Raw genomic sequence first — 23,146 nt, forward strand, 5'->3', positions numbered from 1 at the left:
GCGCGGATTTACACGCTCGATCGCCGCTCCAGCCCGAAGGTCATGGCGAACATCAGGACGCAGACGACGCTGGAGGCCGCCAGGGCCAACCCCGCCGAGCGGTCCAGCAGCACGCCGTAGCTGAGGGGCGCCGCCGCCTGAAGGAAGCGGGCCGGGGTCAGGATCAGGGCTTGCCGGGTGGCGTAGTTCTCCTTGCCGAACAGGTGCAGCGGCAGGACGCCCGAGGCCACGGACAGCAGGCCGTTGCCCGCCCCCTGCCCCAGAGACACGGCCCCGGCCAGGGACTTGCCGCCGAAGAAGGCGATGGCCGCGCCCAGCGGATGCAGCAGGGTGGCCAGCCGCAGCACCACAATGGGCGAACCCTTGCCTGAGGTCAGAAAGGACAGCAGCCGCACCGCCACCGCCGCGCCCGCCATCAGACTGGCCGCCACCGCCGCCTGGGCCGGCTCCAGCCCCAACCGGCCCAGCAGGCGCGGCAGGTGGGCGCTCATGGCCGTGGCGATCCACCAGGCCCCGGCGAACAGCACCGCCAGCCGGAGCATTCGCCCGTCCCAGCGCACCCGCCCAGCCTCCGCCGACGGCCGCGGCCCCGCGCGACCATCGGGCAGCAGGGTCAGATACAGCGGCAGACAGACCAGCAGATGCAGGGCCGCCCAGCCGAAACAGGCCCCGCGCCAGCCGACCGCCTCGATCATGGCCAGGGTCAGGGGCCAGCCCAGCGCCCCGCCGAAGGCCCCGATCAGTGACACCGCCGTGATCGGCTTTTTCGCCTCCTCGCCGTGGAGGGCGACCAGAACCGCGAAGGCGGGACCATAGAAGCCGACCCCCATGCCGATCCCCAGCGTCAGGATGGAGGCGACCATGCTGACCGGCCCCTGCGACAGCCCCAGCCCCGCCAGACCCAGGGCGAAGACCACGGAGGCGACCGTCAGAACCTCGCGCCCGCCGCGCCGATCGACCCAGTGTCCGCCGAAGGGGCTGAGCGCCGCCGAGATCAGGAAGGCCCCCGACAGCCCCGCGAACACCAGAGACGGCGTGGTCCCGGTCCCCGCCGCCAGCGGCTCGGCCAGCACCCCCAGCAGGTAGTAACTGGAGGCGAAGGCGACGATCAGGCCGAAGCCGAGAACAGGAACGATCAGGCGGTGGGTTGAGGACGACATAAGACGTGGCTGTCGCCGCATTGCCGCCGGGACGAAAGCGACCTATCGGGAAGGGCATGTTCGAAAACCTCACACCCGGCGCCGCCCTGCCCTCGCTGAACGCCTTGCGCGCCTTCGAGGCGATGGCGCGGACCGGCAGCGCCACCCTGGCGGGCGCCGAGCTGAACGTGACCCACAGCGCCGTCAGCCGTCAGGTCAAGGCGCTGGAGGCCCAGATGGGGGTGCGGCTGTTCGAGGGGCCGCGTCACGCCCTGAGCCTGACGCGGGCGGGGCGCGACCTGCTGCCCGGCCTGACCGTCGCCTTCGACGGCGTCGCCGCGGCCGTGGCCAGGGCGCGCAGCGCGGGTCAGGACCTGCATGTCGCCGTCAACGCCAGCCTGTCGGTCAAATGGCTGATCCCGCGCCTGGCCGACTTCGGGCGGCGCCATCCCGAGATTCGGGTGCATCTGGTCGACCTGGCGCCCCATGCGGTCAGCCATCGGGGCGCCGACGTGGTGCTGCGTCTGCTCGACCCCGAGCGGATCGCCGCGCTCAAGGCCGAGGTGGTCATCGCCAACGCCGTCGGCCCGGTCATCGCGCCGGCCCTCGCAGGCGGGGATGCGCGCGCGGCGGTGCTGAACGCGCCGCGCCTGACCGCCCGCACCCACCCCGCCGGCTGGAAGGACTGGTCGGCGCTCAGCGGCCAGACTTCGACCGCCACCTCTGAGCGCCCCGTCGCCCACCTGCATTTCGTTCTGGACGCGGCCCTGTCGGGCTGGGGCGCGGCGGTCCTGCCCTGGGCTTTGGCGGCGGAGGCTGTGACCGACGGACGGCTGCTGGCCCCGTTCGGCTTTTCCGCCGACGGCGGCGCGGTGGCGGCCATTCCAGGCGCGGGCGAGCCGTCGCGGGCGCGGCGCGCCTTCGTCCGCTGGCTGGCGGATCAGGGCCGCGCCATGCCGCCGGCGCCGGATCGATGAGACGACAACCTGAAGCTGGGCTGAACACGTCTTTCATCCGACACACGACCGTGGTTCTCTAGGGAGCATGCGGCGCCGGGCCTTTTCTCTCGGGGCGCCGTGGAGTTCTGGATGGTCATCGCTGTCGTCACCGCCGCGCTTGCGGTTCTGGGTTCGCCCCAGACGACCCGGCTCGTCTCCTATGACGAGGCGGTGCGGTGCGCTGGCCTGACCCAGGCGGCGTCGGAGCTGGAGGGCGGCGAGAGCCGTTATGGCCGCACCCTCTATGACGCCGCCCTCTACTGGTCGCTGGCGGCCATGCAGGCGGCGACAGCCGCCGGGCGCGATCCCGTCGCCGCTGAAAACGACCAGACCCGCGCCCGGCTCGATTCGGTGAAACGCCTGTCGGCGGGCGAGAGCGACGCCCGCGCGGTCCTGCAACGCTGTCGCCAGAAGACCCCGCGCCTGGGCTGATCCGGCGTTCGCCCGCGCCCCGCGAAATTTCGCGCATATGCTCAAGCCGAACCCATCCCGCGGCGCTGCGTTTGCTTGAGCGACGACAGGATCGCCCTCGCGATCCCGAAGCGGGACGACGAAGGCTAGTGATGTTCGAATTCGGCAGAGATCTGCGGCGGTTGTTCGAGAAGGCGCGCGACAGCGACGACCTCGGATGGCTGGAGCTGATCGGTCTGGGCCTGGTCGAGGTGGAGGCGCGTCAGCAGTCGGTCGATGCCGGCCGCGTCTCCTGTCCGCGCCCGCATGAGGCGAGCTTGCGCGCCTCGGCCCTGTGGCGCGAGCACGCCCGCCGCTGCGGCGCCGCCGCCAGTCTGGAACGGGCCGAGGCCGCGGCCCGCGACGCCGCCCGCCACGCTCGCAACGACGATGAAACGATCCGCGCCACCCTGGAACTGGCCCAAAGCGGGATGCTGGCCTTTGACCTGTGCGGCGAGCCGGCCCGGCTGGACGCCGTCCTGACCCTGCTGGCCGCCCTGCCGACCGCGCGACGGAGCGACACCGCCGCCGCCGTGGCCGCCCTGCACGCGCGGCTGCGGGCGCGTCAGGCCTCGATCGCGGGCGATACGACCGGGCTGCAAACCGCAGCCGCCCTGCTGGACGGCGCCCTGCACGGGCTGAAGGGACAACAGCGCGCCGTCGAGGACGAACTGCGGCTGGACCGCGCCGCCCTGATGCTGGAGGCCGGTCTGGCCACCCGCGACCCGCGCCTGCTGGATCAGGCCGGACAGGATCTGCGCGTCCTGGTCGAGGCCGCCGCGCCCGAACAGCGCCCCCTCAGCCGCGCCCGCGCCCTGGCCCTGTGCGCCGCCGGCATGGCCGCCCTGGCGGCCGTGGCCGACGACGTCACCGCCCGCGATCAGGCCCACGCCCTGTTCGACGCCGCCGCCGACCAGTTCACCCCCGACCACAGCCCGCTGGACTGGGCCGCCATCCAGGTGCTGCGGGCCGAGCGCGAGACCCTGCCCCTGCTGGTCCTGGTCCAGGCCGAAGCCTTGACCGAGGGCGGCGGACTGGTTCTGGGCGCCCTGGCCCACGAGCGCCGCGTGGCGCAGGAAGCCACGCGCGCCGGATCAATCGGCGACCTGACCGCCCTGCTGGAGATCGAAAGCGGCCTGCGTCGTCGCCTGACCCGGCCCTCGGTGGTGTCGACGCCGCTGGACTGGGTCTCCGACCAGATCGGGATGGCCCGGATCGCCCTGGCCCGCGCCCGCTGGACCGGCCAGGCGCCGCGCGAACTGGGTTTGGTGCTGGTCGAGGCCGCCGCCACCGCCCGCGAACACGGCGCCCCTGCCCTGGCCCAGCGCGCCGAACGTCTCGCGCGGACGCCGGAAACCGCCTGAGCCCTTACGCCGCAGCGGCCTTGACCCGGCCCCATTGGGCGCCTAGCTGACGGGCTTCGCTGAAAGGCCCCTTACCGTGACCGATCAAATGACCGCTGACGCCGCCGCCGACCCCGTCCACGCCTTCATCGCCCAGACCGTGGCCGAGCATGACGTGGTCCTGTTCATGAAGGGCACGCCGGACGCGCCGCGCTGCGGCTTCTCCTCGCTGGCGGTGCAGATCCTCGACCACGTCGGCGCGGCCTTCGTCGGCGTCGACGTGCTTCAGGACGAAGCCCTGCGCGACGGCATCAAGAGCTTCACCGACTGGCCGACCATTCCCCAGCTCTATGTGAAGGGCGAGTTCGTCGGCGGCTCGGACATCGTGCGCGAGATGTTCCAGGCCGGCGAGCTTCAGGCCCTGATGGTCGAGAAGGGCGTCGCCCTCGGCGAGGCCTAAGCCTCATGGCCCGGCCGCAGCTGCAACCGCGTGAGGACCGCGAGGTCTTCGTCGTCCCTCTGGACGTGCGGCCGGAACACATCGACGAGAACAACCACGTCAACAACGTGGTCTATGTCGGCTGGCTGCAGGACGTAGGCACAGCCCACTGGAACGCGCGCTTCGACGCGGCGACGCGGGCGAAGTGGTCCTGGGTCGCGCTGAGGCACGAGATCGACTACCTGCGCGGCATTGCGCCCGGTTCAGTCGGCGTCGTCGCCCGCACCTGGGTCGGCGACCCGCAGGGGCCGCGCTTCAACCGCTATGTCCGCATCGAGGACGGCCAAGGCCGTCTGTGCGCCCAAGGCGTCTCGGAATGGTGTCTGGTCGACGCCGAAACCCTGCGCCCCGCCCGCATCCCGGCGGAGATGCTGGGGCCGTTTTCGGTCTAGCGATGGCTTGAGCTTGCCCTTTCCTCCCTGTTGCGCAGCAATGGGGAGGAAAGGGCAAGCCTTACAGGCTGATCGGGTTCAGCACGCGGACGACGGCGCCCGGCGTCAGGCCCAGTTCGGCGTAGGTCCAGCTGACGACGACGCCTTCGCGGACGATGGCCCGGCACAGGTCGGGCGTGCGGCGGATCAGGCTGAGTTCGGCCGGGTCCGTATCCTTGATCTTGACCTCGAAGCTGGACGCCTCGGTGCAGCCGTTGGAGCCGACCACGACGTTCAGGCGCTGGCCGTCGAAGTCGACCTTGCGGACGGCTTCCAGGGTTTCGGTCTCCGAGACCTGGCTGGCGGCGTTGATGTTGACCTTCCGCTCGCCGCCTTCGCTCGAATAGATGACGCAGCCGCCCAGCAGGGGCAGCAGGACGACGGCGGCGACGGCGGCCCTGATGGAGGCCTGGCGCATCAGTTGGACTCGGTCGTGTTCGAGTGGATGACGCGGGTGGTCGGCTTGTCGCTGGCGATGATGATGCAGCCCGACAGCATGGGCGCGGCGATGGCGGCGACGGCGAGAGCGATGATGAGACGGCGCATAGGTGTTCCCCTTCTTGGCTGGCCGCAAACTGCCAGCGTCGCCGTTCGCGGTCATGTGAATAATCGGAAAGGCGGCACTTGAATGAAACAGCCACAGTCATAGCTACTGTGGCCGCCCCCATCCCGCCTGTCGGGGGACCGAACCGAGAGATCCAGAATGAGCCTGTTGTTCACCCCCCGCGCTGTTGGGCCGCTGACGCTGAAGAACCGCATCGTCGTGGCCCCCATGTGCATGTATTCCGCCATCGAGGGCGTGCCCCAGCCCTGGCACGCCCAGCATATCGGGCGGCTGGCCCTGTCGGGCGCCGGCCTGGTGGTGATCGAGGCCACGGGCGTCGAGCCGGCGGCGCGTATTTCCTGGGCCGACGCCGGCCTGTGGAACGACGAACAGGAAGCCGCCTTCGCCCGGATCATCCGCGACATCCGCACCTATTCCGACACGCCCATCGGCATCCAGCTGGCCCACGCGGGGCGCAAGGCCTCGACCAATCCGCCGTGGATCGACCGGGGCGGCCCAGCCCCCGCCGACAAGGCCTGGGAGACCTTCTCCGCCTCGGCCCAGCCCTTCAAGGCCGACTGGCACACCCCGACGGCGCTGGATCAGGCGGGCATGGACCGGGTGGTCGAGGCCTTCGTCGATTCCGCCAAACGGGCAGACCGGGCAGGCTTCGATCTGGTCGAGTTGCACGCCGCCCACGGCTATCTGCTGACCCAGTTCCTGTCGCCGCTGTCGAACGAGCGGACGGACGAATTCGGCGGCTCGCTGGAGAACCGGATGCGCTTCCCCCTGCGCGTGGCCCAGGCCCTGCGCGACGCCTGGCCCCGCACCAAGGCGCTGGGCGTGCGCTTCAACGGCTCGGACTGGACCGAGGGCGGCATCACGGTCGAGGAGGCCCAGGTCTTCGGCGCCGCCCTGCACGCCATGGGCTACGATTATCTGCACCTGACCAGCGGCGGCAATGTCGCCACGGCCCGCATCCCTGGCGACCAGCCCAACTATCAGGTCGCCTTCGCCGAGGCGGTCAAGGCGGCGGCGCCCGAGGCCAATGTCATGGCGGTGGGCATGATCGTCACCCCGCAACAGGCCGAGGACCTGCTGGTTCAGGGCAAGGCCGACCTGATCGCGATCGCCCGCGCCGTGCTGGACGACCCCAACTGGGGCCACCACGCCGCCGTGGCCCTGAGCCAACCGGAAGGCCTTCCCCACCCCTATGAGCGGGCCGGCGCTACCTACTGGCCCGGCTATGCGATGGCGCGCGCCCTGGCTGACGGGTCGATGGCGGCCTGATCCGCGCCGGACGGCGTCGCCACGAGGGCGGCGCCGTTCGCCAGGGCGTCGGCCTCCGGCTGGGGTCGGCCCAGCAGATAGCCCTGCACCTCGTCGCAGCCCTGGGCCCGCAGGAAGGCCAGCTGTTCGGCGGTCTCCACGCCCTCGGCCAGCACCGGGATCGACAGGCTTTCACCGATCGTCAGAACGGCGCGAATGATGGCCCGCGACTGGGGCGCCGCGCCCTCCAGCTCGGTCATGAAGGAGCGGTCCAGCTTGATCTTGTCGAAGGGGAAGGCCCGCAGCGTCGAAAGCGACGAATAGCCGGTGCCGAAGTCGTCCATGGCGATGGTGACGCCGAGCGCCTTCAGCTGACGCAGGACATGGGTGGTGCGCTCCATGTCGCTGATCATGGCTGTTTCAGTAATCTCCAGCTCCAGCCGCGAGGCGGCCAGGCCGGTCTCCAGCAGGACCTGATGCACCAGTCGCGGCAGGTCGACGTGGCCCAGTTGCACCGGCGACAGGTTGACCGCGATGCGGTGCGGCTCAGCCCAGGCGGCGGCCTGCTTGCAGGCCTGACGCAGCACCCATTCGCCGATCGGCAGGATCAGGCCGGTCTCCTCGGCCACCGGGATGAAGTCGGACGGGGGGATGTTGCGGCCGCTCTCGTCCTTCCAGCGCAGCAGGACCTCGTAGCCGGTGGCCTTGCCGGTCTCGACCGAGGCCTGGACCTGATAGTGCAGCTCGAACTGTTCGTTATCCAGGGCCTCGCGCAGGGCCTGGGTGACGCGGCGGCGCGCACGGACGGCCTGATCCATGTCCGCCTCATAGAAGCAGATATCGACCGTCAGCGAGCCCTTGGCGCGATACATGGCCAGGTCGGCGTTGTTGATCAGGGTCGACAGGTCGTCAGCGTCCTGAGGCCACAGCGAGACCCCGATGCTGGCGCCGCACGACAGGTCGGCGTGGTCGATGGTGACGGGGCGGATGACGGCGGCGCGCAGGCGTTCAGCCACGGCCTGAGCCTCGGCGCGCGAGGCCACGGGCGCCATGGCCACGAACTCGTCGCCGCCCTGACGCGCCACGAACTCCCCGTCCCGCAAGGCGTCGCGCAGGTGGTCGGAGATACGGCACAGCAGTTGGTCGCCGACGGCGTGGCCATAGAGGTCGTTGACCTCCTTGAAGCGGTTCAGGTCCAGGGCGAACAGGGCCAGGGTCTGTCCCGGCCGGATCGTCGCCGTCTGCCGGTTCAGGCGTTCCAGGAAGGAGGCGCGGTTGGGCAGGCCGGTCAGGCTGTCGTTGCGCGCCAGGTGAGCGATGCGACGCTCCTGGGCCTGGCGGGCGCGCAGGTCGCGCACCGAATAGAGCATGACCTCGCCCTCGCTGGCGTGATCGCGCTTGGCCGCCAGCTCGACCGGCAGAACCTCGCCTGAAATGGTGGTCAGGGACGACTGGACCATGTCGCCGTCATTCACGCGGGCGGCGTCCTCGGCCCAGCGCGACAGGCTCTGACCGACCACGGCCTCACGCTCGGCGCCGAGCAGGGTCAGGAGGGCGGCGTTCAGAGCGATGATCACGCCGTCGCGCTCGACCGCCATGCCGTCCACGCTGCCTTCGATCAGGTGTTGCAGCCGGACCTCGGCCTGGACCCGCGACTGGCTGTCCAGGGCGTAGCTGGCCGCGCCGGCGCCGAGGACCAGCAGGCCGACGCCCGCCACGCCGATGGCCAGGATGTGCTTGGCGTCATCCCCCGTCAGCGCCCCGTCCAGCGGCACGAAGGGCAGGATGGTCATGGCCGACATGGCCGTGAAGTGCAGCACCACAATGCCCAGAACCAGGCTCAGGATCGCCAGCCAGCGCCCGCCGGTCGTCGGCCGCAGCTTGTCCGCCTTGAAGGCCAGGGCGCTGAAGGCCACGGATCCGACCACGGCCGCGACGACATAGGGGACCGACCACTGGATCACCGCGTCGACGGCCAGGGCGGCCATGCCGATAAAGTGCATGGCGGCCACGCTCAGGCCGAACAGGACCCCGCCCGCCAGGCCGGAACCGGGGAAGCGTTGCGCGGCCAGCAGCTGCGCCGCCCCGGAGCCGAGGATGGCGACCAGCAGCGACAGGCCCGTGAGACCCGGCTCATAGGCGATCTGGGTCCCCGGCTCATAGGCGATCATGGCGACGAAGTGGGTGCACCAGACGGTGGCCCCGCCCGCGACCGCGCCCAGGAAGACCCAGGCGGCGCGCGCCCCGGCCCGCGTGCTGCGGACCCGCTTCAACAGGCTGATGGTGATCCAGCTGCCCAGCACGCAGACAAGCGCGGCCAGGGCGACCAGCGCCAGGTTATGGGCGGTGGTCAGACAATCGACGATACGCATGAAACCCGGGGGGAAGGGAAAGATACTGCCCCCTTCCTAGGGGCGTAAACCTTAATCCAGCGTCGTCCGGCATGGCTAACGAAGCCTTAGCCGCGCCAATCGGGCTCAGGACGCCGCGTTCGTCTTGACGTCCTGCCGCAGCATATAGGGGTTGTTGACCGAGACCTGGGCGCCGGGCTCCAGGCCCAGTTCCTCGAACGACCACTGCAACTGCACCCCCTCGGGCTTGACGTCCTGGCAGCGGTCCTCATCCAGACGACGCAGGGTGATGACCGCGCTGTCGCGCAGCCGGGTGACGAAGGGTTTGACGTCGTCCTTTCCGGTGCAGCCGTTCGAACTGACCCAGAAGACCGCCATGTCCTGGGTGAAGGCCGCAGCGTGAACCGGTTCCAGCTGACCCGGCATGTCGGCGGTCTGGACGACCGGCGTGGAGACGCAGGCCGAGAGCGCGGCGACAGCGACGGCGGCGGCGACAACGCCAAGGGCGGGAATTCGTCTCATCTCGGCCTTCCGGGGCGGACCCTGTCCACCCGGTCAGAATGCGCTGCTTCTCTCCGCAAGGGAACAGCGGATCCTGAATAAGAAAGAAGCCCCGGTTCGCACCGGGGCTTCCATCAACTCTATCGTCGAACGCCTGAAATCAGGACGAGTAGTATTCGACGACCAGGTTCGGTTCCATCTTGACCGGGTACGGCACGTCGGACAGTTCCGGCACGCGGACGTAACGGACCGAGAAGCCGCGATCACCCTGTTCCAGGTAGTCCGGCACGTCGCGTTCCGACGACTGCTGGGCTTCGAGCACCAGAGCCATGGCGCGCGACTTTTCCTTGATCTCGACAACCTGGCCCGGCTTGACGCGGTACGAACCGATGTCGACCTTTTTGCCGTCGACAGTCACGTGGCCGTGGCTGACGAACTGGCGAGCGGCCCAGACGGTCGGGACGAACTTGGCGCGGTAGACGATGGCGTCCAGACGCGATTCCAGCAGACCGATCAGGTTTTCCGAGGTGTTGCCCTTGCGGCGGCCGGCTTCATCGTAGATGGCCGAGAATTGCTTCTCGGTGATGTTGCCGTAGTAGCCCTTGAGCTTCTGCTTGGCCTTCAGTTGCAGGCCGAAGTCCGAGACTTTCGACTTGCGGCGCTGACCGTGCTGGCCGGGGCCGTACGAGCGCTTGTTAACCGGAGACTTGGCGCGGCCCCACAGGTTTTCACCCATGACCCGATCGAGTTTGTACTTGGCGCTATGGCGCTTGGACATAAGTCACTCTTCATGCTGATGCGGCCCGGCCCCTCCCCGATTGGAGCGGCGATCTCAACGGCGGTCCACGCATCGTCCGTAGTCAATCCGCGCCTCGGGCCGGAACCCGATGCGAGAAGGGCGAGCTTATGAAGGCCCGCCCCTCCAGAGTCAAGCCAGACGGGCGTTTCAGCCCTTGGCGGCGGCGAACAGGTCGTTGACCTTGTTCCAGTTCACAATGGACCAGAAGGCGGCCAGGAACTCGGCGCGGCGGTTCTGATACTTCAGGTAGTAGGCGTGTTCCCAGACGTCGGCGACGAGCAGGGGCGCGCCCTTCTCCTCGGCGAAGTCCATCAGGGAGTTGTCCTGGTTCGGCGTCGAAATGATCTTCAGCTTGCCGTCCTGCACGATCAGCCAGGCCCAGCCCGAACCGAAGCGGCCCAAGCCGGCCGCGTTGAAGGCCTCCTTAAAGGCGTCCATGCCGCCCAGGTCGGCGTCGATGGCGGCGGCCAGCTCAGCCGAGGGCGCGCCGCCCGTGCCGACCGGGGCCAGGCCTTCCCAGAAGAAGGTGTGGTTCCACACGCCGCCGGCGTTGTTGCGCACGGCGACCGGCAGGGTCGACATCTTGGCGAACAGTTCGTCGAACGACTGGCCTTCGACGCCCGCGGCGGCCACGGCCTTGTTCAGGTTGTCGACATAGGTCTGATGATGCTTGTCGTAGTGGAAGCTCATCGTCTCCTTGTCGATGACGGGCTCCAGCGCGTCGTGGGCATAGGGCAGCGGGGGCAGGGTGAAGGCCATGGGGAGCGTCCTCTTCGGCGTTTGAATTCGTCTGGCCCCTATCTAGGGCCGCGCACGAAAGACCCAAGCCTTAACCGCGGCCTTTGTTCAGTTTTTCGCCCCTCGAGCGCCGAATAGGGAACCGGACCGGCAAAACACCTGTTTCCCAAGGGTCGCCCTGACACCGTCCAGAGCCCTCCCGAAAGGAGGATCGCCATGCCCGCTCGTTCCCTCCATCGGCCCGCCCCCCTGACCGACGCCGAAGCCGAGACCCTGAGGCTGCAATTGCTGGAGATCATCCCGCGCCTGCGCCGTCACCACCTGCTCGACCTGGCCGACACCCTGCACGACGCCGCCCGCGAACGCCGCGACGGCGAACCGCGCCATTTCGATGTGAGGGTGTGAGGTGGCCTGCCTGCCCATGACATAGGGGGAAGGAAGAACGGCTGACGCTTGCGCGGCGCGCCGGGTCGGGCAGACTGGCCAGAACGGGAATTGTGGGGAGCATCGCCATGCTGAAATCTTGCGCCATGATGGCCGCCGTCCTGGCGACCGGGTTGACCTTGTCCGCCTGCGCCGCCGGTCCGGCGGAGGCGGTGCGTTCAGCGGACGCCGCCGAGGCCCAGTGCCGAACCACATCGCAACCCGGCGGCGGCTCGTCGATGGACTGCACCCTGTGGGAGCGAACCACCACGACAACCACAACGACGACCACCCGGCCCAATGGCGAAACCACCACGACGGTCGAGCGATCCCGGAGCGGCGGCGACGCCTAGCCAAATCTCGGGCGAGACGACCGCTTTCCTCCCTGTCGCGCAGCGATGGGGAGGTGGATCGGACGCATAGCGGCCGAGACGGAGGGGGCGGCGCCGCCTTGTCCGAGGGATGCTCAGATCGGCAAGCCTCTGCGCCGCCCCCTCCACCGCTCAGCCTGTCCTTGGGCTTGCCGAAGGCAAGACCCGAGGGCGGTCCCCCTCCCCACGAGTGGGGAGGAAAGAAGCGGCGATCAGCCCGCGTGGAGTTCCTGTTTCACGCGTTCGGCCAGGGTCTTGATGTCCAGGGGCTTGGGCAGGAAGGAGACGCCGGTCTCGTCCTGCAGCAGGTCCGAGAAGTCGCTCTCGGCATAGCCCGAGATGAACATGACCGGGGCGTCGCCGAGGAAGGGACGCGCCTTCCTCAGCAGGGACGGGCCGTCCAGCCCCGGCATGATGACGTCGGAGATCATCATGTCGATCTGACCCGCCCATTCCTCGGCCAGGATCAGGGCCTCCTCGCCGTCGCAGGCCTCGATCACCTCATAGCCGCGCTGACGCAGCAGGCGGGCGGCGATGCCGCGCACGGCGGCTTCGTCCTCGACGAACAGGATGCGGCCCGCGCCCGACAGGTCGCGCGGCGCGGCCTTGACCGCCTTCTCCACCACCGGGGCGGCGACCAGTTCCTCGGCCGAGGCGGCGGGCAGGAAGATGCGGAAGGCGGCGCCGGCCCCGTCGAGGTTCGAGACGCTGATGTGGCCGCCCGCCTGCTGGACGATGCCATAGACGGTGGCCAGCCCCATGCCGGTGCCTTCGTTGACCGCCTTGGTGGTGAAGAAGGGCTCGAAGATCTTGTCGACCAGTTCGGGCGGCACGCCGGGGCCGGTGTCAGAGACCTCGATCAGGGCGATCTCGCCGGCGGCCTCGCGCCAGCCCATGTCGCGGGCCTGAGCTTCGGTCAGGCGGCGGGTCTTGATGGTCACCACGCCCGCGCCCGGCTCGACCACGCCGCGCATGGCGTCCCGGGCGTTGACCGCCAGGTTCATGACGGCGGTTTCCAGCTGGCTCTTGTCCGCCAGGACCAGAGGCATGTCGCGACCATAGTCGGTCTCCAGACGGACGTCCTCGCGCAGCAGGCGGCGCAGCAGGACGGCGAACTCGCCGACCAGTTCGCCCAGGTCCAGACGCTCGCGCCGCACCGTCGACTTGCGCGAGAAGGCCAGCAGCTTGCGCACCAGATCGGCGGCGCGGATGCCGGTCTGGCGGATCTGGTTCAGCCCGTCATAGGAGGGGTCGCCGACCGGGTGGCGCTCCAGCAGCTCGGACAGTTGCATCTGTATGGCGGTCAGCAGGTTGTTGAAGTCGTGCGCCACGCCGCCGGCCAGCTGGCCCACGGCCTGCATCTTCTGGGCCTGCGACAGCTGCAGCTCCATCGACTTCTGGGCCGAGACGTCGAACAGCCAGACGCGGCGCTTGTCGCCTTCCGGGGCGACATAGAGGTGCAGGTGGCGGTCGGGATAGGCGCGGGCCACCAGCTCGATCGGGCCGGAAGACCCGGCCGCCAGCTTGGTCCTGGCCTCGGTCACGCCCGCCAGGTCGAACAGATGGCCGAAGGCGGCGTCGCCCGAGGCGGCCGGGCCGGTCAGGACGGCCAGGGCCGCGTTGGAATCCTCGGCCTTGCCCGCGAACAGGTCGTCGCCGGCGATGACCGTCGAGCCGAAGGGCGCGCCGGCGGCCATGGCGCGGGCCTCGCCGCTGACCTTGGCGGGGGCGGCGACGGGGGCGGTCTGCGGCACGGGCAGGACGGCGTCGGGGGCGGCGCGGACCAGGAAACGCCCCTGCCCCGCCTGACCGATCAGGACCTCGATCTCGCGGGCGCCGATCTGGACGATGGCGCGGCCCTGATGGCCTTCGCGGGCCTGGGCGAAGGCCATGTAGAGGGCCTGCGCCGACTTGCCGCGCGGCAGGGCGGTGACGGCGCCGTTCTCCTCGGCCCAGGCGGCGTTGTAGGCCAGGACCTGACCGGACGGCCAGACCAGGGCGGCGGGCTCGGCCATGGCGTCCAGCATCTCGACCGCGGTGTCGCCGTGAGCGCGACGCACCTCGGCCCGGCCAAAGGCGAACAGCCAGATCAGGGCCGTGGCTCCCGCCGCAAAGATCAGGATCAGGCCCGGCGCCGTCATCGCATTGGTGCGGAACGCCGGATAGACCATGGCCGCCACCGCCAGGGCGAAGCCCAGGGCCATCACCACCAGCAAGGGATCAAAGGTCGGACGGCGCGTGGTCGCCGCCTTCGGCCGGGAAATCGTCATGGCGTCCTGCCCGCGCGAATCATTAACCATCAGCATACCGAAGCTCGTTCGTGCGCCCTAACGGGACGCCTCTCCCTCCCCGTTCGGGGAGGGTGGTCGCGCAGCGACCGGGTGGGGAGGGCCGGGCGAGACAAGCGCAGCGCTTGAACAGCCAAGCCGCCCCCACCCGTCTGACGCTGCGCGTCAGCCACCCTCCCCATGAAGGGGAGGGAGAGGCGCAGCGCTTCGATCCCGCGCCTCACCGCCGCTTCCGTCCCTGCATGACGAAGCCGATCACCTTGGCCGCCGCCTCGAAATGCTCGCGCGGGATAACCTCGTCCACCTCGACCGCGGCATAGAGGGCGCGGGCCAGGGGCACGTTCTCGACGACCGGGACGCCGTTTTCCTTCGCCATTTCCCGGATACGGAAGGCCACTGCGTCCACGCCCTTGGCGACGCAGATGGGGGCGGCGTCGCCCTGATCCGGCTCATAGCGCAGGGCCACCGAATAGTGGGTCGGGTTGGTGACGACGACGGTGGCGGTCGGGACGGCCTGCATCATCCGCTGGCGGCTGCGCTGCATGCGGATCTGACGCAGCTTGCCTTTGACATGGGGGTCGCCTTCGGTCTGCTTGTAGTCTTCCTTGGTCTCTTCCTTGGTCATCCGCATCCGCTTGGCGAAGCGGAACTTCTGCCAGATGAAGTCGGCCCCGGCGGTAAAGCCCAGGAAGATCAGGGCCGAGATCATCAGCGACGCCGCCAGGTCGCGCGCGAAGGGCAGGATCATGGCCGGGCTCATGGCCGCCAGGTTTTCCAGCTCGCGCGTGTGCGGCTTCAGCACCATCCAGCAGACGGCGCCGATGGCGATCAGCTTCAGGAAGGTCTTGATGAACTGGACGACGCCGTCCGGGCCGAAGATGCGCTTGAAGCCGGACAGGGGGCTGACCGCCGACCACTTCGGCTTGATCTTCTCGGCGGTGAACAGGAAGCCCGACTGGGCCAGGTTGCCCCCCACCCCGCCGAGGATGACCGCCAGCATCAGGACCGCCAGAAAGGGCGTCACGGCCCAGACGGCGCGCATGCCGATCTCGACCCCCGCCCCGGCCTGCAGGCCGCCGATCATGGCGTGGGGCTCGGCCAGGAAGGGCAGCATGTCCTCGGCCATCTGACGCGAGAAATAGCCGCCGCCGATCAGCAGGACCGCCGTCGCGCCCGCCAGCGACATGGCCGCCGCCACGTCCGGCGACTTGGCGACGTCGCCCTTCTTTCGGGCCTCCTCAAGCTTTCGCGGGGTGGCCTCTTCGGTTTTCGACTCGGGATCGGAACCTTCAGCCAAGGCTCCCTCCCGTGAACACCCGCGCCAGGGCGCGATAGCGGTCGATGAAGATGGTCCCCATCACGCCCAGACTCAGCGCGAAGATCGAAAGGCCCAGCAGGACGCTGAGCGGGGCGGCGGCGAAATAGACCTGAAACGCCGGCATGACCCGCGCCACCAGGCCGGACGCCAGGTTGAAGATCAGGGCGAAGACCAGGACCGGCGCCGACAGCTGGACCCCCAGCATGAAGCTCTGGCCCACCGTCTTGACCGCCATGGCGGCGAAGTCGGCCGCGATCATCGGCTTGGCCGGAGAGATGGCCTCATAGGAGCCCAGGATGCCGGCGATGAAGAGGTGGTGGGTGTTGGTGGCGAAGATCAACGTCACCCCCAGCAGCATCAGAAAGGCCGACAGGGTCGAACCGGGCGAGGCCTGAAGCGGGTTGGCCGTCTGGGCGAAGCCCAGGGTCGTCTGGGCCGAGATGATCTCGCCCGCCGTGACCAGAGCCGTCATGAAGCTGCGCAGGATCATGCCGATGGCCAGACCCGTCAGGACCTCACGGATGATCCAGCCCACCATGCCCCCGAGGGTCGGCGGCAGGGCCGGCAGGGTCCCGGCCACCAGCGGCCACAGCACCAGCGACAGCAGCAGGGCCAGCGACAGGCGCACGCGCGGCGGCACATAGGATTCGCCAATGCCGGGAATGGTCATCAGGATCGCGCCGACGCGCGCGAAGATCAGCCCGCCGGCCCAGATCTGTTCGGCGGTGGCGTAGGACTCCACGTGCGGCCTACATCCCGGCGATGCGGGCGGCGATCTCGCGCATGAAGCCGCCCAGCAGCGCCCCCATCAGCGGCAGGAACAGCAGCAGCGACACGAAGATGGCGATGATCTTGGGCGCATAGATCAGGGTCTGTTCCTGAATCTGCGTCAGGGCCTGAAACAGACCGATGGTCACGCCGACCACCAGGCCGACCACGAGCACGGGCGCGCACAGCTGAATCGTCAGCCAGATGGCGTCGCGGCCAATATCCAGAACTTCCGCGCCGTTCATCGACCACTCCCGGGAACTGGGCAGAAAATGCCGACAGGATGGTTAACAGGCCGTTTAGGAAACCCAATCTGTCCGCCCGGACGTACATTCCATTTCTGACCATGGCGATCTGACGACTGGATTGATCGCCGCGCCCGGCTATATGGACACGCTATGACTGACCACGCGCACAAACCCACCGTTTCGCAGGCCGAAGCCGAAGCCGCCGTTCGCACCCTGATCCAGTGGGCGGGCGACAATCCCGACCGCGAGGGCCTGGTGGAAACGCCCAAGCGGGTGGCCAAGTCCTATCGCGAGCTGTTCCAGGGCTATGAGGTCGAGCCGCGCCAATATCTGGAGAAGACCTTCGAGGAGGTCGGCGGCTACGACGAACTGGTCGTGCTGAAGAATATCCGCTTCGTCAGCTTCTGCGAACACCACATGCTGCCGGTCGTCGGCGTGGCCCACGTCGGCTACCTGCCCACGGATCGCGTGGTCGGCATCTCCAAGCTGGCCCGCGTGGTGCGCGGCTTTGCGCGGCGCCTGCAGATCCAGGAAAAGATGACCTCGGACATCGCCCACGCCATCCAGGACGTGCTGCGCCCCCACGGCGTCGGCGTGGTCATCGAGGCCGAGCACAGCTGCATGACCATGCGCGGCGTCGACGTCCCCGGCGCCAGCCTGTCCACCAGCTGCCTGCTGGGCTCCGTCCGCGAAGACCCGCGCACCCGCGAGGAATTCCTGCGGCTGGTGCGGGGCTGAACCGCCCCTAGGTCGCGGGCGGCGGAATGACGCTTCCCGCGACAGGGGGCTGACCGGCCTCCAAAGCGTCGATGTAGGCGAGCTGGCGCTTGGCGTATTCGTCTTCCGGGTCAAGCTCCAGCGCCTCGTCATAGGCTGCGCGGGCGTCCTTGAGGCGCCCCTGCTCGATCAGGCTGAACCCGCGCCCGCGATGCAGCGGCCCGGCATTCAAAAGGATGCGCAGCGAATCCGACTCCAGGGCCTGATCGAGAACCGCAAGAGCCTCGTCATGACGCCCGCCGGCCTGAAGCGCGGACGCCTTCTCCTTCAGCAGCATCCAGTCGTCGTCCTGCAAGGCCAGGCCGCGGTCGAGAACCTTCACGGCCTCGTCCAGACGCCGCCGCTCCACCGCTTCGCTGCCCAGGATCAAGGCGATAAGAGGATAGACGTTCGGCTGGCGGCGCACCGTCACCGTATTGACGCCCTCGCCCCCGGCCATCGACTGGATGACGGTCGCCAGCACCATAGTCTCGCCGAGGTCGTCCGAGCGCAGAATCCACTCGCCCTTGCCGCGCTGCTCCATCTGGGGATAGGCGGCAGGCGCGCCGTCGAGAGCACGGCGCAACCCCTCCAGATGCCGGTCCAGCCCCGCGAAGCCGCGCGCCTGAACATCGCGCATGGCGCGCTCGAGCAACTGCAGGTCGCGCCGTTCCTGACGCGACAGCTCTCCATCCACGACGTTGATGCTCACCTTGGGCGCCGAGGGCTCGCTCGCCGCCTCGGCGCCGGCCGCCTGCCCCGCCGCAGCGCTCGCCGCTGGCGAAGCCAGCGCCATCAGGAGCGAGGCTGCCGCCAGAGCCGCCGCCCGCTTCAACATCAAGACCATCATGCTCGCCCCCGCGGCGCATCCTCAGAAATTACAGCGTTACCCTAACGTACTACAGTCACGCTTTGAAAGGGTGATCGACCCGCAAACCGGCCCCCTTCTTGCGAGTCCCCCGACTGAAGGAGGCCTCGTCATGGGCTGGAGCATGTTTTCGTCCCATAATGAGCCGCCGCCGATCATGCGGGGCGGGTGGTTGGACGCCCTGCGTTTCATCGTGGCGTCACTGATCATCCTGCATCACTTCCAGGCCTCGGCGCCGGTTCCTCTGGCCGAGGCGGTGCATCCGGTGTTCGAGCGGGGCGGCTTCCTGCTGACCAACTTCTTCCTGATCGACAGCGGCTATGTGCTGATGCGGGTTTACGGCGCAGCGGTCGGCGGCGGGCGGATGTCCAAGACGGACTTCTTCCTCAAGCGCTCTTTGCGCGTGTTTCCGGCCCATCTGATCATGCTGGCCCTGCTGGTGGCCATGGTCCTGCTGGGCACGGCCATCGGCGCGCCGCCCAGCCATCCCGAGTGGTTCGCCTGGGATCAGCTGCCGGCGCAGGTGGCGCTGGTCCAGTCGTTCGGCGTCTATGGCGGTCTGGGCTGGAACGCGCCCAGCTGGTCGATCTCGGCCCTGCTGGGCTGCTATCTGGCCTTCCCCTGGGTGCTGCGCGGCCTGACGCGGGTCGGGCCGTGGCTGGCGCTGGGGCTGGTGGTGGTTGGTTATCTGGCGGCCAATGAGCTGTGCTGGGCCATCCTGAACTATCCCGTCTATCAGATGCCGCTGAACCTCGGCATCTGGCGCGCCCTGCCGCTGTTCGTGCTCGGCATGGGGTTGGCCTGGTTTGCGCAAGGCGTCTGGATCAACCCGCGTCTGGCCGGCTGGGCCCTGTTGCTGGCGGCGCTCGGCCTGGCGGGGGTGCAGTATTTCGACAAGCACGCCCTGATCTCGCTGACCCTGATCTCGATCATCATCCTGGCGGCGGGCGCCGTGCCGGTGACGAAGCCGTCGAAGCTGATCGAGCAGGCGGCGGTTGTCTCCTTCTCCATGTTCATCTCCAACGAAGTGGTCCGCATCGGCTGGTTCGGCCTGGCCGAGGCCCTGGCCGACAAGCTGAGCCTGGGCGAGATCTGGCGCTGGGGTCTGTGGGTCATGGGCGTCGGCGCGGCCTTCGTCTTCGCCTTCCTGTTCCACTACGTGGTCGACAACCCGATCCAGAAGCGCATCCGCGCCTGGCTGAAGGCGCGCGGCCGCGCCCACGCCGAGATCAAGGCGCCGGTGGTCTCGCTGGAGGGGTGATTGATCCTCCCTTGTCGCGAAGCGACGGGGGAGGGGGACCGCCGACCCGAAGGGCGGCGCGCAGCCGCCAAGGCGGTGGAGGGGGCGAGCGTCACACGCCGTCCTCCGGTCTAGAAGCCTCAGCCTGTATCCGCCCCCTCCACCATGCTCCGCATGGTCCCCCTCCCCCGCTGCGCAGGGGAGGATCGCCGTCACCCCGTCGAGCCGACCAGATGCAGGATGTTGCCGTCGGGATCCTTGAACCAGGCCAGACGCATCGAGCCGCAGACATGGATGTCGCCCTGGCGGCCCATGTCGTCATAGTGCTCGAAGGTCACGCCCCTGCCCTTCAGACCTTCGACGATGTCGTCCAGCTCGACGCCGACGTCCCAGGTCACGGCGTTGGCCTGATTGGTCCCGGCGAAGTCGGACTTGTAAACCGTCAGCCAGGTCGAGCCGGTGCGATAGCCCAGCATGCCCTCGTTGGAGGTGTCGGCCAGATTCAGCTCCAGCACGTCGGAATAGAAGGCCTTGGCGCGATCCAGATCCTTCACCGCCACGATGGCCGAGGAGTTCTTGTTCTTGAGCATGAGGTTTCTCCCTGTTCAGGAGAGAACCGCTGAGGGCGGGGGTTCGATCCCACCATCATTCCTCCCTGTCGCGAAACGATGGGGAGGTGGATCGGACGCGATAGCGTCCGAGACGGAGGGGGCGGCGCCACGTTATCAGGTTCGACGACTAAACGTCCGGCGTCGCGTCGCCCCCTCCACCACTACGTGGTCCCCCTCCCCATGAAATGGGGAGGAAAGGGCAGGAGCCGTCAGATCGGCATCCGCATGATTTCCTGATAGGCCGAGATGACCTGATCGCGGACGGCCATGACGGTTTCCAGCGAGGCTTCGGCGGACGAGACGGCGGTGACGACGTCGATCAGGCTGCCCTGGCCCTGAACCATCTGGGCCATCTGGGTTTCGGCGCCGCGCGTCTGCTGCGTCGTCGAGTTCATCACGCCTTGCAGCAGCTCGGAGAAGCCGGGGCCTTGCGTCGCCGCAGCCGCGCTGGGGGCCGTGGGCATGGCCCCGCCCTGAACCGCTGCATAGGCCTTGGCCGCCATCATGGGATTCATGATCTAGGCCCTCTTACTTCTTGATGATGTCGAGGGTGCGGGACTCCATGTTCCGCGCCGTCTCGATGACATTGAGATTGGCCTCATAGGCGCGCTGCGCCTCGCGCATGTCCATGGCCTCGACCAGGGTGTCGACGTTGGGCCGCTGGACATAGCCCTCGGCGTTGGCCGCCGGGTGCGAAGGGTCGTACTCGACACGGAAGGGGCTCTGATCGGGGCGGACCTCGGCCAGAACCACGCCGGTGGCGCCGTCGACCTTGCGCGCCTGGAAGACCGGGGTCTGGCGACGATAGGGCTCGCCGCCCGCGACCAGGGCCGTCGACTGGGCGTTGGCGATGTTCTCGGCGATGATGCGCATGCGCGACTGCTGCGCCTTCAGCGCGCCGGCGGCGACGCCCATGGCGGTGTTGCGCGGGGTCACGGTGACGGGATCAGGCATGGTTCAGTCTCCCTCAGGCGCCGGGCTTCTTGGCGGCCATGCGGATCATCTGCATGGACTTCTGGTAGAAGCCGATGGCGGCGTCATAGGCCATGCGGCTCTCGGCCATCTTGAGCATCTGCTCCTCGACCACCACCGAGTTGCCGTCGAGCGTGGTCTCGGAATCGGGCGCGTTCAGCGACTCGAACCGCGCCGTCTGCCCCGCCGGGGTGATGTGGCGGGCGTTGGTGGCGACCATCTTCAGGCCGCCGCCGGTGCGCATCGCCTCGGCGAAGTCGGTCGGCGCCTTCAGATCGCGCGCCATGAAGCCGGGGGTGTCGGAGTTGGCGACGTTCTGGGCGATCACGCGCTGACGATCGTCGAGCCATCCGAGACGGCCCTTGATCTGGTTCAGCAGCGGAATGTCGGTGACGGACACGAAAGCCCCTCGAACGGTTGATCGGCAGAATTTGCCGCCTCCATGGTTAATATTCCGTGTTCCTAAACGCGGCGTTAACTACGAGACGCGAAACCTGCGGGCGAAGCGGCGCGCATACCGGCGCCGTGTGGGCTCGAACTTCGCATGAATTTCCTCGACCTGTTCCGGGCGGTGTTCGGCCTGGCCATCACCCTGGGCCTGATCGGTCTCGCCGCCTGGGCGGCGCGCCGCTATGCGCCCAAGATCCTGGCGAAGCTTCAGGCCGAGCGGGGCGCGCGACGGCTGCAGGTGATCGAGACCCTGGTGCTGGACCCTGCAAGGCGTCTGGTCCTGGTGCGGGTCGACGCCGAGGAACGGCTGATCCTGCTGGGCGAAGGCCGCGAGCTGATCGAGCCGCGCGGTTCTGGAGATGCGAAATGAGCCGCCACGACGCCTCTCCCTCCCCGTCCCGGGGAGGGTGGTCGCGCAGCGACCGGGTGGGGAGGGCCTGGCGATGCTGGACTCAACACCTGAGCAATCTCGACCTGAGCAGCCTACGCTTGAATAGCCGAAGCGCCCCCACCCGGCTTCGCCCTTCGGGCTCAGCCACCCTCCCCGGGACGGGGAGGGAGAGCGTTTTCGCCCTGCCGTCGCGCGCCGAGTTGAAGCGCGCCGCCCTGCTGTCGCTGATCACCACCCTGCTCTGTCTGGTCTGGCCGCTGGGCGCGTTGGCGCAGGAGGTGGCGCAGAACGGGTCGGCCATCAATATCGACCTGGGGACCGGCGCCGGCCTGACGCAACGCGTGGTGCAGCTGGTCGGGCTGATGACCGTGCTGTCGCTGGCGCCCTCGATCGTCATCATGACCACCAGCTTCGTGCGGATCATCGTGGTGCTGTCGCTGCTGAGGACCGCCCTGGGCATGCAGCAGTCGCCGCCCAACGCCGTCCTGGTGTCCCTGGCCCTGTTCCTCAGCGCCATCGTCATGGCCCCGACCTGGCAGGACGCCTATGATTCGGGCATCCGACCGCTGATGGATCAGCAGATGGAGCTGCCCCAGGCCTTCGATGCGGCGTCGGAACCGGTGAAAACCTTCATGCTGGCTCAGGTGGATCGCGGCGACCTCGCCCTGTTCACCCGACTGTCGAAAATCGAGCCCCCCAAGGACGTGCAGGAACTGCCCCTGCGGGTGGTGACGCCGGCCTTCATGATCAGCGAGTTGAAGAAGGCCTTCACGATCGGATTTCTTCTTTTCGTTCCGTTCCTTGTGATCGATCTGGTGGTGGCCAGCGTGCTGATGTCCATGGGGATGATGATGCTGCCGCCGGTGGTCATCTCCCTGCCGTTCAAGCTGATCTTCTTCGTGCTGGTGGACGGCTGGCGGCTGGTGGCCGGAAGCCTGGTCGAGAGCTTCCAGAGAGGCGCCGGCGGGGGATAAGTCCCCGGCCTCAGGGGCTTTGAGCGTGATGCGGGCTTGCCAAGCTGAGGCAAACGCGTGTTGATCCTCAGGTCTTCGTCCGGGAATCGGACGACCACCTTTGGGAAAGCCCTTATGACCACTCAAGCCGAACTGATCGCCGCCGTCGCCAAGGACGCTGGTGTCTCGCAGGCCGACGCCACGCGCGTCCTCGACGCTATCGTCAAGAACATCCACAAGAGCCTGGTTTCGGGTTCGGACGTTCGCATCTCGAACCTGGGCGTGTTCGACACCGCCGAGCGCGCCGAGCGTGAAGGCCGCAACCCGGCCACGGGCGCGACCATCAAGATCGCGGCTTCGAAGGCTGTGCGCTTCCGCGTCTCCAAGCCCCTGAAGGACGCCGTCAACGGCTAAGCCTTTAGGCCAG

29 protein-coding genes are annotated in these 23,146 nt (G+C 68.4%); 13 read left to right on the forward strand and 16 right to left on the reverse strand.

The window, feature by feature from the left end:
• Window positions 1-8: 8 nt before the first annotated feature.
• Entirely contained in the window at window positions 9-1,160 is a 1,152-nt protein-coding gene (locus tag P0Y52_11325) for an MFS transporter (GenBank protein WEK57128.1), read from the reverse strand.
• A 56-nt stretch (window positions 1,161-1,216) separates the two neighbouring features.
• Between P0Y52_11325 and P0Y52_11330 the strand changes: the two genes are divergently transcribed.
• The 5 genes from P0Y52_11330 to P0Y52_11350 all read left to right on the forward strand — a co-directional run bounded on the left by P0Y52_11330 (window position 1,217) and on the right by P0Y52_11350 (window position 4,821).
• Window positions 1,217-2,116 (forward strand): LysR family transcriptional regulator, encoded by a 900-nt coding sequence (locus tag P0Y52_11330; protein WEK57129.1) that lies wholly within the window; start codon window positions 1,217-1,219, stop codon window positions 2,114-2,116.
• 111 nt (window positions 2,117-2,227) lie between these two features.
• Window positions 2,228-2,569: a hypothetical protein gene (locus P0Y52_11335; protein ID WEK57130.1), complete on the forward strand. Its 342-nt coding sequence runs from the start codon at window positions 2,228-2,230 to the stop codon at window positions 2,567-2,569.
• A gap of 131 nt (window positions 2,570-2,700) precedes the next feature.
• The gene (locus tag P0Y52_11340) at window positions 2,701-3,951 is read left to right on the forward strand and encodes a hypothetical protein (GenBank protein ID WEK57131.1); all 1,251 of its coding nucleotides are present in this window, start codon (window positions 2,701-2,703) and stop codon (window positions 3,949-3,951) included.
• A gap of 88 nt (window positions 3,952-4,039) precedes the next feature.
• Window positions 4,040-4,390: a Grx4 family monothiol glutaredoxin gene (grxD, locus tag P0Y52_11345; GenBank protein WEK59487.1), complete on the forward strand. Its 351-nt coding sequence runs from the start codon at window positions 4,040-4,042 to the stop codon at window positions 4,388-4,390.
• Window positions 4,391-4,395: 5 nt separating this feature from the next.
• Window positions 4,396-4,821: a thioesterase gene (locus tag P0Y52_11350; protein ID WEK57132.1), complete on the forward strand. Its 426-nt coding sequence runs from the start codon at window positions 4,396-4,398 to the stop codon at window positions 4,819-4,821.
• 61 nt (window positions 4,822-4,882) lie between these two features.
• Here P0Y52_11350 and P0Y52_11355 read toward each other — a convergent pair whose 3' ends face one another.
• Both P0Y52_11355 and P0Y52_11360 read right to left on the reverse strand, forming a co-directional pair.
• A complete protein-coding gene (locus P0Y52_11355; GenBank protein ID WEK57133.1) occupies window positions 4,883-5,278 on the reverse strand; it encodes a hypothetical protein in 396 nt (131 codons plus the stop codon).
• Complete coding sequence (locus P0Y52_11360; protein ID WEK57134.1) at window positions 5,278-5,406, reverse strand: hypothetical protein; 129 nt, start codon at window positions 5,404-5,406, stop codon at window positions 5,278-5,280. Before P0Y52_11360 ends, P0Y52_11355 begins: the two co-directional genes overlap by 1 nt.
• Window positions 5,407-5,563: 157 nt before the next feature.
• Between P0Y52_11360 and P0Y52_11365 the strand changes: the two genes are divergently transcribed.
• Entirely contained in the window at window positions 5,564-6,694 is a 1,131-nt protein-coding gene (locus P0Y52_11365) for an NADH:flavin oxidoreductase/NADH oxidase (protein ID WEK57135.1), read from the forward strand.
• Here the strand turns inward: P0Y52_11365 and P0Y52_11370 are convergent.
• The 4 genes from P0Y52_11370 to P0Y52_11385 all read right to left on the reverse strand — a co-directional run bounded on the left by P0Y52_11370 (window position 6,649) and on the right by P0Y52_11385 (window position 11,083).
• Window positions 6,649-9,045 carry an EAL domain-containing protein gene (locus tag P0Y52_11370; GenBank protein ID WEK57136.1) on the reverse strand — a complete coding sequence of 799 codons (2,397 nt, stop codon included), beginning with the start codon at window positions 9,043-9,045 and terminating at the stop codon, window positions 6,649-6,651. The genes P0Y52_11365 and P0Y52_11370 overlap by 46 nt on opposite strands.
• A gap of 105 nt (window positions 9,046-9,150) precedes the next feature.
• Window positions 9,151-9,546 carry a hypothetical protein gene (locus P0Y52_11375; GenBank protein ID WEK57137.1) on the reverse strand — a complete coding sequence of 132 codons (396 nt, stop codon included), beginning with the start codon at window positions 9,544-9,546 and terminating at the stop codon, window positions 9,151-9,153.
• A gap of 139 nt (window positions 9,547-9,685) precedes the next feature.
• Window positions 9,686-10,303: a 30S ribosomal protein S4 gene (rpsD, locus tag P0Y52_11380; GenBank protein WEK57138.1), complete on the reverse strand. Its 618-nt coding sequence runs from the start codon at window positions 10,301-10,303 to the stop codon at window positions 9,686-9,688.
• Between the two features lie 168 nt (window positions 10,304-10,471).
• The gene (locus tag P0Y52_11385; protein ID WEK57139.1) at window positions 10,472-11,083 is read right to left on the reverse strand and encodes a superoxide dismutase; all 612 of its coding nucleotides are present in this window, start codon (window positions 11,081-11,083) and stop codon (window positions 10,472-10,474) included.
• Window positions 11,084-11,278: 195 nt separating this feature from the next.
• On the opposite strand from P0Y52_11385, the gene P0Y52_11390 reads away from it, so the two are divergent.
• Together P0Y52_11390 and P0Y52_11395 are read left to right on the forward strand one after the other, a co-directional pair.
• Window positions 11,279-11,467, forward strand: a complete 189-nt coding sequence (locus P0Y52_11390) for a hypothetical protein (GenBank protein WEK57140.1) — start codon at window positions 11,279-11,281, stop codon at window positions 11,465-11,467.
• A 107-nt stretch (window positions 11,468-11,574) separates the two neighbouring features.
• Window positions 11,575-11,838: a hypothetical protein gene (locus P0Y52_11395; protein WEK57141.1), complete on the forward strand. Its 264-nt coding sequence runs from the start codon at window positions 11,575-11,577 to the stop codon at window positions 11,836-11,838.
• A 230-nt stretch (window positions 11,839-12,068) separates the two neighbouring features.
• On the opposite strand, the gene P0Y52_11400 is transcribed toward P0Y52_11395, so the two are convergent.
• The 4 genes from P0Y52_11400 to fliQ all read right to left on the reverse strand — a co-directional run bounded on the left by P0Y52_11400 (window position 12,069) and on the right by fliQ (window position 16,475).
• Window positions 12,069-14,162: an ATP-binding protein gene (locus P0Y52_11400; protein WEK57142.1), complete on the reverse strand. Its 2,094-nt coding sequence runs from the start codon at window positions 14,160-14,162 to the stop codon at window positions 12,069-12,071.
• A gap of 202 nt (window positions 14,163-14,364) precedes the next feature.
• Window positions 14,365-15,441, reverse strand: a complete 1,077-nt coding sequence (flhB, locus tag P0Y52_11405) for a flagellar biosynthesis protein FlhB (GenBank protein WEK57143.1) — start codon at window positions 15,439-15,441, stop codon at window positions 14,365-14,367.
• Complete coding sequence (gene fliR / locus P0Y52_11410) at window positions 15,434-16,204, reverse strand: flagellar biosynthetic protein FliR (protein WEK57144.1); 771 nt, start codon at window positions 16,202-16,204, stop codon at window positions 15,434-15,436. The genes flhB and fliR overlap by 8 nt, the downstream gene beginning before the upstream one ends.
• Before the next feature lie 7 nt (window positions 16,205-16,211).
• A complete protein-coding gene (fliQ, locus tag P0Y52_11415; GenBank protein WEK57145.1) occupies window positions 16,212-16,475 on the reverse strand; it encodes a flagellar biosynthesis protein FliQ in 264 nt (87 codons plus the stop codon).
• 153 nt (window positions 16,476-16,628) lie between these two features.
• Between fliQ and folE the strand changes: the two genes are divergently transcribed.
• On the forward strand, window positions 16,629-17,216 hold the full coding sequence (gene folE / locus P0Y52_11420) for a GTP cyclohydrolase I FolE (GenBank protein ID WEK57146.1): 588 nt from the start codon (window positions 16,629-16,631) through the stop codon (window positions 17,214-17,216).
• A gap of 7 nt (window positions 17,217-17,223) precedes the next feature.
• Here folE and P0Y52_11425 read toward each other — a convergent pair whose 3' ends face one another.
• The gene (locus tag P0Y52_11425; protein WEK57147.1) at window positions 17,224-18,084 is read right to left on the reverse strand and encodes a tetratricopeptide repeat protein; all 861 of its coding nucleotides are present in this window, start codon (window positions 18,082-18,084) and stop codon (window positions 17,224-17,226) included.
• 142 nt (window positions 18,085-18,226) lie between these two features.
• Here P0Y52_11425 and P0Y52_11430 point away from each other — a divergent pair, with 142 nt between their 5' ends.
• The gene (locus P0Y52_11430) at window positions 18,227-19,363 is read left to right on the forward strand and encodes an acyltransferase (GenBank protein WEK57148.1); all 1,137 of its coding nucleotides are present in this window, start codon (window positions 18,227-18,229) and stop codon (window positions 19,361-19,363) included.
• 191 nt (window positions 19,364-19,554) lie between these two features.
• Here the strand turns inward: P0Y52_11430 and P0Y52_11435 are convergent, their stop codons facing one another.
• The 4 genes from P0Y52_11435 to flgB form a co-directional block, all read right to left on the reverse strand.
• Complete coding sequence (locus P0Y52_11435) at window positions 19,555-19,932, reverse strand: VOC family protein (GenBank protein WEK57149.1); 378 nt, start codon at window positions 19,930-19,932, stop codon at window positions 19,555-19,557.
• A 230-nt stretch (window positions 19,933-20,162) separates the two neighbouring features.
• Window positions 20,163-20,468 (reverse strand): flagellar hook-basal body complex protein FliE, encoded by a 306-nt coding sequence (fliE, locus tag P0Y52_11440; GenBank protein WEK57150.1) that lies wholly within the window; start codon window positions 20,466-20,468, stop codon window positions 20,163-20,165.
• Window positions 20,469-20,481: 13 nt separating this feature from the next.
• Entirely contained in the window at window positions 20,482-20,907 is a 426-nt protein-coding gene (gene flgC / locus P0Y52_11445) for a flagellar basal body rod protein FlgC (protein ID WEK57151.1), read from the reverse strand.
• Window positions 20,908-20,920: 13 nt separating this feature from the next.
• Complete coding sequence (gene flgB / locus P0Y52_11450) at window positions 20,921-21,325, reverse strand: flagellar basal body rod protein FlgB (protein WEK57152.1); 405 nt, start codon at window positions 21,323-21,325, stop codon at window positions 20,921-20,923.
• 144 nt (window positions 21,326-21,469) lie between these two features.
• Between flgB and P0Y52_11455 the strand changes: the two genes are divergently transcribed.
• The 3 genes from P0Y52_11455 to P0Y52_11465 all read left to right on the forward strand — a co-directional run bounded on the left by P0Y52_11455 (window position 21,470) and on the right by P0Y52_11465 (window position 23,133).
• On the forward strand, window positions 21,470-21,745 hold the full coding sequence (locus tag P0Y52_11455; GenBank protein ID WEK57153.1) for a flagellar biosynthetic protein FliO: 276 nt from the start codon (window positions 21,470-21,472) through the stop codon (window positions 21,743-21,745).
• 203 nt (window positions 21,746-21,948) lie between these two features.
• Window positions 21,949-22,740 (forward strand): flagellar type III secretion system pore protein FliP, encoded by a 792-nt coding sequence (gene fliP / locus P0Y52_11460; GenBank protein WEK59488.1) that lies wholly within the window; start codon window positions 21,949-21,951, stop codon window positions 22,738-22,740.
• A 114-nt stretch (window positions 22,741-22,854) separates the two neighbouring features.
• The gene (locus tag P0Y52_11465) at window positions 22,855-23,133 is read left to right on the forward strand and encodes an HU family DNA-binding protein (GenBank protein WEK57154.1); all 279 of its coding nucleotides are present in this window, start codon (window positions 22,855-22,857) and stop codon (window positions 23,131-23,133) included.
• Window positions 23,134-23,146 lie beyond the last annotated feature (13 nt).

It is taken from the genome of Candidatus Brevundimonas phytovorans, from assembly GCA_029203145.1.
Classification (GTDB): domain Bacteria; phylum Pseudomonadota; class Alphaproteobacteria; order Caulobacterales; family Caulobacteraceae; genus Brevundimonas; species Brevundimonas phytovorans.